Source organism: Streptomyces sp. NPDC050448 (assembly GCF_040655295.1).
Lineage (GTDB): Bacteria > Actinomycetota > Actinomycetes > Streptomycetales > Streptomycetaceae > Streptomyces.
This window is the reverse complement of the sequence record NZ_JBFAJR010000012.1, coordinates 18,479-31,711: the sequence shown is the minus strand read 5'-3', so window position 1 is coordinate 31,711 and position 13,233 is coordinate 18,479. Positions and strand designations below refer to the sequence as shown.

15 protein-coding genes are annotated in these 13,233 nt (G+C 73.0%); 7 read left to right on the top strand and 8 right to left on the bottom strand.

Annotated elements, in window-relative coordinates:
* Window positions 1–24: 24 nt before the first annotated feature.
* Together AB0I68_RS16545 and AB0I68_RS16540 are read right to left on the bottom strand one after the other, a co-directional pair.
* Window positions 25–408, bottom strand: coding sequence for a DUF3037 domain-containing protein (locus AB0I68_RS16545; protein WP_363178003.1), 384 nt, complete (start codon window positions 406–408; stop codon window positions 25–27).
* A complete protein-coding gene (locus AB0I68_RS16540; RefSeq protein WP_363178002.1) occupies window positions 405–1,250 on the bottom strand; it encodes a HipA family kinase in 846 nt (281 codons plus the stop codon). Before AB0I68_RS16540 ends, AB0I68_RS16545 begins: the two co-directional genes overlap by 4 nt.
* 565 nt (window positions 1,251–1,815) lie before the next feature.
* On the opposite strand from AB0I68_RS16540, the gene AB0I68_RS16535 reads away from it, so the two are divergent.
* Window positions 1,816–2,193: a gamma-glutamyl-gamma-aminobutyrate hydrolase family protein gene (locus AB0I68_RS16535; RefSeq protein ID WP_363178001.1), complete on the top strand. Its 378-nt coding sequence runs from the start codon at window positions 1,816–1,818 to the stop codon at window positions 2,191–2,193.
* Window positions 2,190–3,542 (top strand): AarF/ABC1/UbiB kinase family protein, encoded by a 1,353-nt coding sequence (locus AB0I68_RS16530; protein WP_363178000.1) that lies wholly within the window; start codon window positions 2,190–2,192, stop codon window positions 3,540–3,542. The genes AB0I68_RS16535 and AB0I68_RS16530 overlap by 4 nt, the downstream gene beginning before the upstream one ends.
* Before the next feature lie 151 nt (window positions 3,543–3,693).
* Here AB0I68_RS16530 and AB0I68_RS16525 read toward each other — a convergent pair whose 3' ends face one another.
* Complete coding sequence (locus AB0I68_RS16525) at window positions 3,694–4,317, bottom strand: cysteine hydrolase (protein ID WP_363177999.1); 624 nt, start codon at window positions 4,315–4,317, stop codon at window positions 3,694–3,696.
* 76 nt (window positions 4,318–4,393) lie between these two features.
* Between AB0I68_RS16525 and AB0I68_RS16520 the strand changes: the two genes are divergently transcribed.
* Window positions 4,394–4,852, top strand: a complete 459-nt coding sequence (locus tag AB0I68_RS16520; protein WP_363177998.1) for a pyridoxamine 5'-phosphate oxidase family protein — start codon at window positions 4,394–4,396, stop codon at window positions 4,850–4,852.
* Window positions 4,853–4,856: 4 nt separating this feature from the next.
* Here AB0I68_RS16520 and AB0I68_RS16515 read toward each other — a convergent pair whose 3' ends face one another.
* Complete coding sequence (locus AB0I68_RS16515) at window positions 4,857–5,759, bottom strand: LysR family transcriptional regulator (protein ID WP_363177997.1); 903 nt, start codon at window positions 5,757–5,759, stop codon at window positions 4,857–4,859.
* A gap of 74 nt (window positions 5,760–5,833) precedes the next feature.
* Here AB0I68_RS16515 and AB0I68_RS16510 point away from each other — a divergent pair, with 74 nt between their 5' ends.
* Window positions 5,834–6,766, top strand: coding sequence for a DMT family transporter (locus tag AB0I68_RS16510; RefSeq protein ID WP_363177996.1), 933 nt, complete (start codon window positions 5,834–5,836; stop codon window positions 6,764–6,766).
* A 22-nt stretch (window positions 6,767–6,788) separates the two neighbouring features.
* Here the strand turns inward: AB0I68_RS16510 and AB0I68_RS16505 are convergent, their stop codons facing one another.
* Complete coding sequence (locus AB0I68_RS16505; protein WP_363177995.1) at window positions 6,789–8,120, bottom strand: aminotransferase class I/II-fold pyridoxal phosphate-dependent enzyme; 1,332 nt, start codon at window positions 8,118–8,120, stop codon at window positions 6,789–6,791.
* A gap of 64 nt (window positions 8,121–8,184) precedes the next feature.
* Here AB0I68_RS16505 and AB0I68_RS16500 point away from each other — a divergent pair, with 64 nt between their 5' ends.
* Complete coding sequence (locus AB0I68_RS16500) at window positions 8,185–8,859, top strand: pyridoxamine 5'-phosphate oxidase family protein (RefSeq protein WP_363178161.1); 675 nt, start codon at window positions 8,185–8,187, stop codon at window positions 8,857–8,859.
* Here AB0I68_RS16500 and AB0I68_RS16495 read toward each other — a convergent pair.
* Both AB0I68_RS16495 and AB0I68_RS16490 read right to left on the bottom strand, forming a co-directional pair.
* Window positions 8,841–9,809: a DMT family transporter gene (locus AB0I68_RS16495; RefSeq protein ID WP_363177994.1), complete on the bottom strand. Its 969-nt coding sequence runs from the start codon at window positions 9,807–9,809 to the stop codon at window positions 8,841–8,843. The two genes, AB0I68_RS16500 and AB0I68_RS16495, sit on opposite strands and share 19 nt — an antisense overlap.
* 164 nt (window positions 9,810–9,973) lie before the next feature.
* Window positions 9,974–10,945: a DMT family transporter gene (locus tag AB0I68_RS16490; RefSeq protein ID WP_363177993.1), complete on the bottom strand. Its 972-nt coding sequence runs from the start codon at window positions 10,943–10,945 to the stop codon at window positions 9,974–9,976.
* A gap of 171 nt (window positions 10,946–11,116) precedes the next feature.
* On the opposite strand from AB0I68_RS16490, the gene AB0I68_RS16485 reads away from it, so the two are divergent.
* Complete coding sequence (locus AB0I68_RS16485) at window positions 11,117–11,545, top strand: SRPBCC family protein (protein WP_363177992.1); 429 nt, start codon at window positions 11,117–11,119, stop codon at window positions 11,543–11,545.
* An 84-nt stretch (window positions 11,546–11,629) separates the two neighbouring features.
* On the opposite strand, the gene AB0I68_RS16480 is transcribed toward AB0I68_RS16485, so the two are convergent.
* Window positions 11,630–12,232, bottom strand: coding sequence for a PadR family transcriptional regulator (locus AB0I68_RS16480; RefSeq protein ID WP_363177991.1), 603 nt, complete (start codon window positions 12,230–12,232; stop codon window positions 11,630–11,632).
* 180 nt (window positions 12,233–12,412) lie between these two features.
* On the opposite strand from AB0I68_RS16480, the gene AB0I68_RS16475 reads away from it, so the two are divergent.
* Window positions 12,413–13,231 (top strand): PhzF family phenazine biosynthesis isomerase, encoded by an 819-nt coding sequence (locus AB0I68_RS16475; protein ID WP_363177990.1) that lies wholly within the window; start codon window positions 12,413–12,415, stop codon window positions 13,229–13,231.
* Window positions 13,232–13,233: the final 2 nt, after the last annotated feature.

The following is a 13,233-nucleotide window of genomic DNA, read 5'->3' as shown; positions in this document are numbered from 1 at the left end:
TCGTCGTACGGACGGCCCTGCGGATCAGCGGACCAGCAGGTCGAGCAGCCGTTCCACCTCGGCCTCCGGGTCGGCCGTCAGACCGGTGTGCACCGGCCCGGGCTGCACCACCGTGCTCCGCGGCGCGATCAGCCAGCGGAACCGGCGGCCCGCGTCGTCGCCCGCCGCCTGGCCGGCCCGCTCGCCGCCGGTGCACACGCCCTCGACCCCGTGCAGGGCGGCGCGCACGCCGGCCACGTCGGCCTCCGGGTCCAGGACGAGGAGCTTGGCCTCGTCCAGGTGGGTGCGCGCGGCCACGTACGAGCGCGCCCGGCAGTAGACGATCACGCCGGCGTTGAAGCACTCGCCGCGCTCCATCCGGGGCACCACGCGCACCAGCGCGTACTCGAACACGTCCCGCTTGGTCACTCGCTGCCGCTCTTCTTCTTGGTCTTGTGGGGCCATTCGGTCAGATGGTCGGTAAGCCACCCCGGCGGCTTCGAGGGCGCCTTCACCTCGGGCACCGTCGAAATCCTCTCGTGGATCGTGGCCGCGCGCGGCAGCAGCACCTCCACATAGGCGCGGCGTACCGCGTCGGTGGAGTCGAATCCGGGCTCGTCGACCAGCCACTCGTCGGGCACGTCGGCGACGACCTCCTCGAGCAGTTCCCGGGTCACCAGGGGTGCGAGCGCGGCGGCGGCCGCCGCGACGTCCGGGCCGACCGGGGCCAGGACGTGGTCGGAGGCGTTGTACGGCTTGGCCGCGGCGCTCTCGGCGGTGGGCCAGTTGTGGTGCCAGATCATGGTGGCGCCGTGGTCGATGAGCCAGAGATCCCCGTGCCAGACCAGCATGTTGGGGTTGCGCCAGGACCGGTCGACGTTGTTGATCAGCGCGTCGAACCAGACCACGCGCCCCGCCTCTGCCGGGTCCACCTGGTACGCGAGCGGATCGAAGCCGATCGACCCGGGCAGGTAGTCCATTCCGAGGTTGAGCCCGCCGCTGGCCTTCAGCAGCTCCTGGACCTCCTGGTCGGGCTCGCCGAGCCCGATCACGGGGTCGAGCTGCATCTGCACCAGCCGCGGGACGCGCAGGCCCAGCCGCTGCGCCAGGCGCCCGCAGACGACTTCGGCGACCAGGGTCTTGCGCCCCTGGCCGGCTCCGGTGAATTTCATGACGTAGGTCCCGAGGTCGTCGGCCTCGACGATCCCCGGGAGCGAGCCGCCCTCACGCAGGGGCGTCACGTAGCGGGTCGCGATCACTTCTGTGAGCATTTTCCCAGGCTATCCGGCGACCGATCTTCAAATCCAAGGTATATCCCGGTGCCCGACCATGTCCGGCACGGGGCTGCTGCGGCGTTTCCCCACTGCCCTGGTCCAGGGGCGAGTCAACTACGACAACCCCGAGGAACAGCAGGCGGAGCCGGCTGTGTCTCTGATCAAACGGCCCGTCCGACGACAGCAGATCGCCGGCGACGACATGGTCAGACCATCCGGACCGGCCCGAACCGCACCCCGGTACATGTCGGGCGTGCCAGCGGCCCGGCCGGCTCCTCGAACAGGCGCCGCATCGGCGCGGGCCCGATCCGGCGGCGCACATCGCGCAGGGCCTTCGCAGTGCGCGGGACATTCCCCAAAGCCCGGAACACGTCCGCAGATCGGCGAAAACCGTGCGCCCCCAATGGGTACTGCGAAAGGGCCGGCCCCAGGCCCTGCCACCCACCGGTGGCCCCGGGCAACCGAATTCTTCGCCGCGCGCGAGTGCGCGGGAAGTTCGATACCGGTATGGGCCGACCGATCGGTTCCCCTGCGACAACCGGTTCCCGGATGATCATCCGAATTGCGGACCTGCACGTCAGGTGGAGAACTACCCCGGAGTAGGAGTGAACTTACCAACCGGAAACGATCCCACATGTGCGAGAAAACTTGCGCGGAGCCGGGCGTGCTGTTCACCGGACTCCCCCGGCGCATGACCGTGGGCCGCTACCACTCCCTGCATGCCCAGCGGGGTGCGCTGCCCGCCGGGCTGCGGGTCACCGCGGCGGCCGACGACGGCGTCGTGATGGCCGTCGAGCACGAGGAACTGCCGGTCGCCGCCGTGCAGTTCCACCCCGAGTCGATCACGACGTTGGGCGGGGGTGCGGGTCACGCCCTGATCGCCAATGCCGTCACCGCCCTCGCCCGTCCCCACGTCCCCGTGAACGGGAGCGCCCGATGAGCCACCATCTCCCCCACCCCCAGGCGACGGCCGCCCGGTCGATACCGCGCTCCGCGCTCGTGCGCGGCGCCAGGCTCGCCGCCCTGCCCCTGGGCTTCGCCGGGCGCTCGGCGCTCAAGGTGGGCAAGCGGCTGGCCGGGCAGCCGGCCGAGCTCCTCGCCCAGGAGCTGCAACGGCGCACCGGTCAGCACCTGTTCAGCGTGCTGGGTGAGCTCAAGGGCGGCGCCATGAAGTTCGGCCAGATGCTGTCGGTCTTCGAAGCGGCCCTCCCGCCCGAGGCAGCGGCCCCCTACCGGGCGGCGCTGACCCTCCTTCAGGAAGCCGCCCCCGCCCTGCCCGCCGGCCGGGTCGCCGCCGTACTGGCCGCGGAACTCGGCGAGGACTGGCGCGAGCGGTTCGACACTTTCGAGGAGGAGCCCGCCGCCGCGGCCTCGATCGGCCAGGTCCACCGGGCCATCTGGGCCGACGGGCGCCCGGTCGCCGTCAAGATCCAGTATCCGGGCGCGGCGGAAGCGCTGCTGGGCGACTACGCGCAGCTGGGCAAGGCCGTCCGGCTGTGCTCGGTCATCGCGCCCGGCCTCGACGTCCGGCCGATGCTCGACGAGCTACAGGAGCGGGTCGCGGAGGAGCTCGACTACCGGCAGGAGGCGGCGGCGCAGCAGGCCTTCGCCGACGCCTACCGAGACACGCGTGAGGTCGTCGTCCCGGAGGTGGTGGCGTTCACCCCGCGGGTACTGATCACCGAATGGCTGGACGGCACTCCGCTCTCCCGCGTGATACGTGAGGGCAGCCGGGCCGAGCGCGATGCGGCCGGACTCGCCTACACGCGCTTCCTGTTGTCCGGACCGGAACGCGCCGGGTACCTGCACGCCGACGTGCACCCGGGCAACTTCCGCGTCCTGCCCGACGGGCGGCTGGGCGTGCTCGACTTCGGCGCGGTCAAGCACCTGCCCGGCGGATTTCCGCCGGCGATGGGCCGGCTCCTGCGGCTGGCCCTCGCCGACGACTGGGACGCCGCCCGCGAGGTCCTCGTGCACGAAGGGTTCCTGCGGGCCGACGCCGCCCTCGACGAGGACGCACTGCGCGCGTTCCTCTCGCCGATCGCCGATCCGTCCAGGGCGGACATCCACCAGTTCACCCGTGCGTGGCTGCGGGCCCAGGTCGCCCGGGCCACCGGGGCCCACCGCACCGCTCTGCTGCGCAGCCTCAACCTGCCGCCCTCGTACGTACTGGTCAACCGGGTCGTGGGCAGTGCGATCGCGGTCCTGGCACAGCTCGAATGCGAGCTGCCGTTCCGGGCCGAGACGCTGCGCTGGCTGCCGGATCCCGCCGGAGGCGCGCGCGCCTGAGCGGCAGGGGCTCAAGCGGCCGGACGGGAACCGCGTGGCTCTGGCGGAACCGGTCCACTGCGCGCTCCGGGCCCCGCTCGGACCGCGTGCACGTCGTAGCGGGTGACGTCGCATAGCGGGTCGCGATCACTTAGGACAGCATCCGCACGGGTTACGGGGGGCAGTGCGCGGGAGCCCACTGCGCGAGGAGGGCTTCGGCCGTGGTGACGGTCGCAACGAGCGCCAGGGAGTTGCGGATCACCTCGGCGGTGTAGGCGGCGGGCACCCCCGCGATGGCGTCGGACGGCACCACCACCCGGTAGCCGAGGTTGACGGCGTCGAAGACGGTGTTCGGGATCGCGATGTTCGAGGAGACCCCGGCGACGACGAGGGTGCGGACGCCGAGGTTGCGCAGGAGGGCGTCCACATCGGTGCCGGCGATCGGCGAGAGCCCGTGCAGCCGACGGACCACCAGGTCGTTTTCGGCCACCTCGATCGGGGCCGCCACCTGCACCGCCCGGCTCCCGGACAGCTGCCGGACGGGCAGCTTCGCGGCGGCCCGGAACAGCCGCGCATTCGCGTTGGCCGCCAGCCCGTCCGGCCGCCGCTCGGCAATCGCGTGCAGCACCTGTACGCCGGCCCCGTGTGCGGCGTCGACCAGCGCGGCCACCCGCCCCAGCATCCCGGAGTCCCGGGCCTCCTTCGCGAGCTCGGGCAGGGCGCTCTCGTCGCCGACGACGCCGTTCTGGCACTCGACGGTGAGCAGCGCGGTGGTGGCGGGATCGAGTTCCGGCATGGCTCCCCCTGGCGTGACGACCATCGGTCCCGCATGATTCCTGACATACAGTCAGATGTGAAGGGGTGCGGGACGGATGGACGGGACACAGCGGCGGGGCCGCCGCATCATGATGACCGACGCCGAAGTGGACGCCTTCCTGCGCGAGCAGCGCACCTGCCGGGTGGCGACCGTCTCCCCGGACGGCCGCCCGCACGTGGGTGCCCTGTGGTTCGCGTGGGACGGCAGCTCGCTGTGGCTGTACTCGATCACGCGCAGCCGCCGCTGGTCGGACCTGCGGGGGGATCCGCGGATCTCGGTGGTCGTGGACGCGGGAGAGGCCTACGACGAACTGCGCGGGGTCGAACTCTCCGGCAGCGCCGCCTTCGTGGGCGAGGCCCCGCGCACGGGCGAGCCCTGCCCGGAGCTGGCCGAGGCGGAACGGCTCTTTCCGGCAAAGAACTTCGGCCTCGAGGAGATGCCGCACGACGGCCGCCACGCGTGGATCCGCCTCACCCCGGAGTCGATCGTCTCCTGGGACTTCCGCAAGCGCTGATGCTCTAGAGCACCGCCGCGGCGGCCTGCCGGAGGGCCTCGACGGCGGCCCGGATCGAGGGCCGCCGGTCGGCGTCCGCCCGCCAGACGACGTACACGTGGCGGCGGACGGCGTCGCTCACGGGCAGCAGCCGGACCCCGGCCGGCACCGGGCCGCGCCCGAGCCGGGGCGCCACGCACACCCCGAGCCCGGCCTCCACGAAGGCGAGCTGGGTGTGGTGCTCCTCGGCGATGTGCACGATGCGCGGCTCGATGCCGGTGCCGCGCAGGGTGTACACGAGCCACTCGTGGCAGAACTGGCCCTCGTTCGAGGAGATCCAGTCGTCGGCGGCGAAATCGGAGAGGGAGATCCGGTCGCGGTCGGCCAGCCGGTGGCCGGCCGGCACGGCGATGTCGCAGGAGTCGTCGAGCACGTGCGTCCGCGTGAGCTCGGCGGGCACCGGCATCCGCTTGTTGTGCCAGTCGATGGCCAGGGCCAGGTCGAGGTCCCCGCGCACGACGGCCACCATGCTGTCCTCGGGCTCCTGCTCCCGTACCCGGGGCCGCAGTTCGGGGTGACCGGCGCGCAGGGCGGCCAGCGCCCGGGGCAGCAGTCCGCGCATGGCGGTCGGGAAGGCGCCGATCCGCAGCTCTCCTACGGCGCAGCCCCGCTGGGCCTCCACGTCGGCCTGGGCGAGCTCCACCTGGGAGATGATCCGGGCCGCGTGATCGGCCAGCAGCCGTCCGGCGTCCGTGAGCCGGACCCCGCGGCCGCTCTTGGCCAGCAGCGGCTGACCGACCTCCCGTTCCAGCTTGGCCATCTGCTGGGAGACGGCGGAGGTGGTGACATGGAGCCCGTCGGCCGCTCCGCTGACCGAGCCGTGGCGGGCGAGGGCATCGAGGGTGCGCAGGCGCTCCAGGTTCAACATGTAAGCGATGCTACGCCGTAACCACAAAGAAGTCTTACTTGTTCTACGCAGTTGAGCCGGGCAGAGTACTTCGCATGAGCGCACCCGCAATCCCCCGCCCCACTCTCTCCCCGTCGGTCGCCACCACGCGGACCGCCCGTGTGGACTGGCGGCTCCGCTTCGCGGTCCTCTCGGTGGTGTGGGGCTTCAGCTTCCTGCTGATCAAGGTGGGCACGGAGGCGTACGCGCCGTTCCAGGTCGCCCTCGGCCGGGTGCTGTTCGGTGCGCTCGCGCTGCTGACCGCGCTCCTGGTCCGCCGCGAGCCGCTCCCCCGGGGCCGCCGCACCTGGGCGCATCTGGCCGTGGCGGCCCTCCTGCTCAACACCGCCCCGTTCTCGCTCTTCTCGTACGCCGAGCTGAGCATCCCGTCGAGCCTGGCCGGGATCTGCAACGCCACCTCACCGCTGTGGGGCATGGCGCTGTCGATGGTGGCCCTGTCCGAGGACCGCCCGACGCGCCGACGCTTCGCCGGCCTGGGCCTGGGCTTCCTCGGCGTCCTGACGGTCCTCGGCGCATGGCAGGGCTTCTCGGGCATCGACGCCAAGGGCACCGCGCTCGCCCTGCTGGCCTCGCTCTGCTACCCGATCGGCTGGATCTACGTCCGGCGCACGCTGGCCTCGGTCCCGGGCTCGCCGGTGGCGCTGACCGGCGCCCAGCTGATGCTCTCCACGCTCCAGCTGCTGCTGGTCAGCGCCGCGTTCACCTCGGCCCCGGCCTCGTTCCCACTCTGGCCGACCCTGTCGGTGATCGCGCTGGGCGCCCTGGGCACGGGGATGGCCCTGCAGATGCAGTACGGCCTGGTGACCGAGATCGGCCCGACCACGGCCCAGATGGTCACGTACTTCATCCCGGTCATCGCCACCACGGCGGGCGTCGTGCTCCTCGGCGAGCAGCTCCACTGGAACACCCCGGTGGGCGCGGCGATCGTCCTGGCCGGAGCAGCCCTGACCCAGGCCCGCCGCCGCTAGGGGGTGTCCGGGGCCGGGGCGGTCAGTCGAAGCGGCCGCCCGTCGCGGGGCGGACCGATGCGGCCACCGCGGCGGCGAGCCCCGGCACTTCGCCCGGCCGCACGCCCGACACCGTGATCCGTACGCCCGGCCCCGAGTCCACCCGGAACCGGCTGCCCGGGGCCACCGCCCAGCCCGCGGCCAGCAGCCGCGTCACCGCTCCCGTCTCGTCGGCGACCGGCACCCACACGTTCATGCCGCTCCGCCCGTGCGCCCGCACGCCCCGCTCCCGCAGCGCCGCGACCAGTCCGTCCCGCCGCTCCCCGTAGGAGCGCGCGACCGCGGCCCGGTCCACCGCGCCCGTGGTCCACAGCTCGACCACGGCGTACTGGAGCAGCCGGCTCACCCACCCTGGGCCCAGCCGCTGCCGCCCCCGCACCCGGTCCAGGGTCACGGCGTCGCCGGTCAGCACCGCCAGCCGCAGGTCGGGCCCGTACGCCTTCGCCGTGGACCGCACCAGCGCCCAGTGCCGGGTCACCCCGCCGAGCGAGTGCAGCGGCAGGTCCACGATGGCGTGCCCGTGGTCGTCGTCGACCACCAGCACCTCCGGATACCGCGCCAGTACGCCGCGCAGCTCCGCCGCCCGGCCGGCGCCGACCGCCGCCCCGGTCGGGTTCTGCGCCCGCGCCGTCACCAGCAGCGCCCGCGCGCCCTCCGCGAGCACCCTTTCCACCGCCGGGACGAGCGGCCCGTCGTCGTCCACCGCCACGGGCAGCACCCGCAGACCCAGCGCCGCCGCCAGGTCCAGCACGCTCCCCCACCCCGGGTCCTCGATCGCCACCGCGTCCCCCGGCCGCAGGTGCGCGGCCAGTACCCGCTCGATCCCGTCCAGCGCGCCCGAGGTCACGCCCACCGGCCCGGCGGGAACGGCGTCCGCGTCGAGGTCGGCCCGGGCCAGCCGCTCGAGCTCCGGCACCACCGGGTCGTCCCCGTACAGCGTCGGCGCCCGTGCGTACCGTCGCGCGGCCTCGGCCAGGGCCCCGTCCAGCGCGGGCAGCAGCCGCACATCCGGATTCCCCGACGCGACGTCCCGCGCCCCGGGCGGCACCGCCATCCGCAGTTCGTCCCGCGGCGCGCTCGCCGGCCGCCCCCGCACCCGGCTGCCGCGCCGCCCGTCGGTCTCGATGACCCCGCGCTCGCGCAGCGTCCGGTACGCGGCGGCCACGGTGTTCGGGTTCACCCCGAGCACACCCGCGAGCTCCCGCATCGGCGGCAGCAGCGTTCCCGGCGCGAGCGCGCCCGATCCGACGCCCGCTTCGACACTGGCCGCGATATCCGATGCGCGGCGCCCTGCAATCCGATACTCTCCTAGCACAAAACCAAGTATGCACTAGTACAACGGAGCGCGCATCATGACCGCCACGACCGACACGCAAGAGATGCACGAGACGAACGGGCCGACCGGCGACTACGAGCCCACCGACCGCACCGTCCCGAGCCGCTCCCGCGAGCGGGCGCGCTACGACCGCGAGACGGTGCACTCGATACTCGACCAGGCCTACGTCTGCCACCTCGGCTTCGTCCGCGACGGTGCCCCGGTGGTCCTGCCGACCCTCTACGGACGGGTCGGCGAGACCCTGTACGTCCACGGCTCGACCGGCTCCCGCCCGCTGCTCGCCGCCGGCCAGGCCGACCCGGGACTGCCCGTCTGCCTGACCGTGACGCACGTGGACGGCCTGGTGCTGGCCCGGTCGGCCTTCCACCACTCGATCAACTACCGCTCCGTGATCGTGCACGGCACCGCGTACCAGGTGACCGACGAGGACGAGCGCCGGATGGCCCTGGACGCCCTCGTCGACCACGTGGTCCCGGGCCGCTCGGCCGACTCCCGGCCCGCCAACGCCAAGGAGCTCGCCGCCACCGCGGTGATCCGCCTGGACCTGAACGAGGTGTCGGCGAAGCTCCGCACCGGCGGCCCCAACGACGAGCCCGAGGACATGGGCCTGCCCTACTGGTCGGGCGTGGTCCCGGTCGCCCCGGTGCACGGGACCCCGATCCCGGCCGACGACCTGACCCCCGGGATCGCCGTCCCGGACTACCTCGCCGCGCTCTGAGCCTCGCGGGTCTCACGGGCGGGCCGCACCACCGGCCCGCCCGCAGGCCTGTGCGCCTCGGCCGCGATCAGCGCACCCACCGCGGTCAGCAGCAGTACGGTGCCCAGCACCACGGCGCCGGTCAGCCGCTCGCCGAGCACCAGCACGGCGATCACCGCCGCGCTGACCGGCTCGATCAGCATGATCACGGACACCGTCGCGGCCCGCACCGCGGCGGCCCCGGTGAAGTACAGCGCGTACGCCAGGGCCGTCGGCACCGTGGCCACGTACACGAGCAGCCAGAGCACCCGCCCGAATGCGGCGGTGTGCGGCACCAGCCCCTCCACCGCGGCGAGCGGCAGCAGGCACACCGTGCCCACCGCGACCGACCAGGCGGTGGTGACCAGCGGGTCCCCGCCCGCCCCGCGCCGTCCCAGCCAGCGGGCGCGCAGGGTCATCCCTGCGTACCCGGCGGCCGACAGCAGGGCCCAGCCGACGCCCATCGGCCGCACCTCGCCGCCCCCGCCGCCCAGGACCAGCACGGCGAGCCCGGCGAGCGCGCCGGCGACGGCGACCACCCCGCCCCGGCCGAGCCGCTCGCCCATCCAGTACCGCGCCCCGACCGCGATCAGCACCGGTCCGGCGCCGAGGGTGACCACCGTGCCGACCGCGAGGCCGGTCTCGCGCACGGCGCCGAAGTACGCGGCCTGGAAGAGGGTGAACATCAGCCCGGTCCCGATCAGCGATCCCGCCGACGGACGGGCAGCCGTCGCGCCACGGGGCCGGCGTACGGAGAGCACCCCGAGCAGCACCACCAGCCCGCCGGCGCACCGCCAGAACGACAGGGCGAGCGGGCCGAGGTCACTGGCCAGGAAGAGGAGGGAGGCGGCCGCCCCGGCAGTGCCCCAGGCGGCTCCGGCGACGACGAGGTACAGCAGACTGCGCCCGGCGGCGGGCGAAAGATTCGACACGAGTGTGCTCCGCGCATGCGTGAAGGATGAAAGAGGAAGGTCATCGCTTCGCGGGCAGCGCGGATCCGCCCGGGAACTCCCCGGGCGGGTCCTCGTCACAAGGGGCAGCTGCCCGCGGCTACGCGGCGGGAGGCGGAAGCACGGTCGAATGCATGATCGCCACCTTAGGCCGTTGTCGCCTCGCGGTCCAGAACGACCGATTCCGGATCTGCGGCTCCCGGCGGGGCGGGCCGCGAGGACTGCGCGATGAAGGCCCCGCCCAGCACCAGCGCACCGCCGACGATCTGCGGGGTCGAGAGGCGCTCGCCCAGCAGGATCCAGGCGAACACGGTGGCCACGACCGCCTCCAGGCAGGCCACGACGCCCGCCACCTGCGGCGAGAGCTTGCGCACCGAGACCACGCCGGTCAGGTACGCGAAGACCGTCGCGATCAGCACCACCCAGCCGAGCAGGACCCACGCGGGCACCGTCAGGTCCCCCATCGCGGCCTGCCCGCCCAGCAGCTGCCAGTCGATCTCCCACGGCCGGGCGATCACCGTCATCACCAGCGCGCCGACGAGCATGCCGTACGCGATCACACCGAGCGGGTCGGGCACGTCGTCACCGGTGCCGCCGTCGGCGCCGTGGTCCGCGAACACGAAGTAGAAGGCCTGGCAGCAGGCGGCGGCGAGGCCGAGCAGCACGCCGAGGAGGTCCAGGCTCAGCCCGGACCAGATCTCGACCACACAGGCCAGGCCCACGACGGCCACGGCGGCGCCTGCCGCGGCGGCCCGGGTCACGGGCTTGCGCTGTACGAAGCGGATCCAGCCGAGCAGCAGCGCCGGGCCGAGGTACTCCAGCAGCAGGGCCACGCCGACCGGGATCCGGGACAGGGAGGCGAAGTAGAAGGCCTGCACGCCCGCGACGCCGACGAGCCCGAAGCCGGCGAGCAGCAGGGGTTTGCGCAGCAGGAGATCGCGGTGCCGCCAGGCCAGCGGGGACAGCACCAGCGCCGCCCCGGCCACCCTGAGCCAGACCATGTGGAGCGGGTCCAGGCCCGCTTCGATCAGCGGCTTCGCCGCCACACCCGAACCACCGAACGTGAACGCCGAGACGAGCGCGAGGCCCAGTCCGGCGTTTCTCCCTGACGCTTGCATCGGGCCATCATGGCAGGGGCGGTCAGCACCGTCATGGGCGTGACACCTGTTGAGACGCATCCGATACCCGCCGCGACCGGGCCGACCATTTCTGACAGGTCGTCAGTATTGAATGTTCCGCCCACCAGGGCTACGTTCCGCCGCACGTACCCGACGAGAAGGGGTGGCCGCATGGCCGAAGTCACCGCGGAATCACGCATCGAGGCGTCCGCCGCGAAGCTCTGGGCCCAGCTGACGGACTGGGCGGCGTACGGCGAGTGGAGCATGACCCACACCAATTTCCCCCAGGGCGGCCCCGAGACCCTCTCGGTCGGGGCGACCTTCGAGGAGAACATGAAGATGATGGGCTTCCCGGCCGAGGTCGCCTGGACCGTCTCGGAGCTGGAGGACGAGCGCGTCTTCGCCATCACGGGCAAGGGCCCGATGGGCGTGGCCATCCTCACCCGGTACACCCTGATCCCCGACGGCGAGGCCACCACGGTCCGCATCGACGGGGAGTTCAACGGGGCCGCCGTCTCCCTGATGGCGGGCAAGCTCAAGGACTCGGCCACCGCCGCCCTGAACGAGTCGCTCCGCAAGCTCGCCGGCCTGGTCGCCTGACCGCCTCCCCGGCCGGTACGCGGGTACGACGGCGCGCCCCGCGAGAGGACTCGCGGGGCGCGCCATTTTCGTCGGCCGGCCGGCTCAGTGCTCGTCGGCCAGGATCAGGTAGAGCTTCTTGCGGGCGTCGTTGATGACCGCGAGGGCCTTCTCGCGCTGCTCGGCCGAGCCGGTCTTGAAGACCTGACCGAAGGCCTCCATCAGGCCGATTCCGGCCGTCCGGACCTCGTGCATCGCCTCGAAGTCGAACCCGCGCCCGGCGTCGGCCCAGGGGGCCTCCGGTCCCGACTCGGCCTCGGTGCGGCCGGTGTCGGTGAGCGTGAACAGCTTCTTGCCGCCCTCGCTCTCGCTGGTGATGAGCCCCTCGTCCTCGAGCAGCTGCAGGGTCGGGTAGACCGAGCCGGGGCTGGGCTTCCAGGCCCCGCCGCTGCGCTCGCCGATCTCCTGGATCATCTCGTAGCCGTGCATCGGCCGGTCCTTGAGCAGCGCCAGGATCGAGGCGCGCACGTCTCCCCGCCGGGCCCGGCCGCGCGGTCCACCGCGTCCGCCGCGCCCACCGAAGGGGCCGCCGCCGAAGGGCGGTCCGAACGGGCCGAAGGCGCCGCGCCGCCCCTTGAACTCCTCCCGACGATCGGGCCCGCAGTGGCCGTGGCCCCGTCCGTGGTCGTGCTGTCCGTGTGAACGCATGACTGCGCTCCTTTCGTCTTTTCGGTTCTCGCTGTCGCTCTTGCGATGTCTCAACTATCGCTGACCCATCGCGATGCGTCAACGATATATCGGAAACCCATAACGAACACGTGCTTGACCAGGCCAGTCGTCCCGGATTGGCCTTTGCCGACGATCAAGAACCGGCCCTACGGTCGCCCCATGCGCCTCCGAATCGTCGACGCCTTCACCGACCGCCCCTTCCGCGGCAACCCCGCCGGAGTCCTGCTCCTCGACGGCGAGTTCCCCCCGGACGCCTGGCTCCAGCAGGTCGCCACCGAGGTCAACCTCTCCGAGACCGCGTTCGCGCGCCCCCTGCCGCCCGGCGGGGACGCCGACTGGGCCCTGCGCTGGTTCACCCCGTCCGCCGAGGTCGACATGTGCGGCCACGCCACGCTCGCCACGGCGCACGTGATCGCGACGAGCGGCCTGGCCACGGGGCTGATCCGGTTCTCCGCCCGGTGCGGCATCCTCACGGCCGAAACCGCCGAGGACGGCACGATCACCATGGACTTCCCGACGTCCTCACTGACGCCGGTGGACGCGGACCCCGCCGTACAACGCGCCCTGGGCGCCGACATCACGTCCGTCCACGACACGTCCGAGCACATCGGCGACCTGCTCGTCGAGCTGGCGGACGAGCGGGCCGTACGCGAGCTCACCCCCGACATCGCCGCCCTGCGCGGCTACGCCCGCCGCGGGGTGATCGTCACCGCGGCCGCCGAGGACCCCTCCCGCGGGTACGACTTCGTCTCCCGCGGCTTCTTCCCGGCCTTCGGGATCGACGAGGACCCGGTCACCGGCAGCGCCCACACCGCGCTCGCCCCGTTCTGGGCCGCCCGGCTGGGCCGTACCTCACTCGTCGGGCTCCAGGGCGGAGCGCGCACCGGACGCGTCCGGGTCCGGCTGGCGGGCGACCGTACGCTCCTCACCGGCAACGCGGTCACGGTCATCGACGGCGAACTGCTCGCCCACCCCTGACC

Coding starts and splice junctions, on each gene's coding strand:
- AB0I68_RS16540 (WP_363178002.1), bottom strand. CDS start 1,250: ATGCTCACAGAAGTGATCGCGACCCGCTACGTGACGCCCCTGCGTGAG.
- AB0I68_RS16530 (WP_363178000.1), top strand. CDS start 2,190: ATGAGCCACCATCTCCCCCACCCCCAGGCGACGGCCGCCCGGTCGATA.
- AB0I68_RS16525 (WP_363177999.1), bottom strand. CDS start 4,317: ATGCCGGAACTCGATCCCGCCACCACCGCGCTGCTCACCGTCGAGTGC.
- AB0I68_RS16520 (WP_363177998.1), top strand. CDS start 4,394: ATGGACGGGACACAGCGGCGGGGCCGCCGCATCATGATGACCGACGCC.
- AB0I68_RS16515 (WP_363177997.1), bottom strand. CDS start 5,759: ATGTTGAACCTGGAGCGCCTGCGCACCCTCGATGCCCTCGCCCGCCAC.
- AB0I68_RS16510 (WP_363177996.1), top strand. CDS start 5,834: ATGAGCGCACCCGCAATCCCCCGCCCCACTCTCTCCCCGTCGGTCGCC.
- AB0I68_RS16500 (WP_363178161.1), top strand. CDS start 8,185: ATGCACGAGACGAACGGGCCGACCGGCGACTACGAGCCCACCGACCGC.
- AB0I68_RS16490 (WP_363177993.1), bottom strand. CDS start 10,945: ATGCAAGCGTCAGGGAGAAACGCCGGACTGGGCCTCGCGCTCGTCTCG.
- AB0I68_RS16485 (WP_363177992.1), top strand. CDS start 11,117: ATGGCCGAAGTCACCGCGGAATCACGCATCGAGGCGTCCGCCGCGAAG.
- AB0I68_RS16480 (WP_363177991.1), bottom strand. CDS start 12,232: ATGCGTTCACACGGACAGCACGACCACGGACGGGGCCACGGCCACTGC.
- AB0I68_RS16475 (WP_363177990.1), top strand. CDS start 12,413: ATGCGCCTCCGAATCGTCGACGCCTTCACCGACCGCCCCTTCCGCGGC.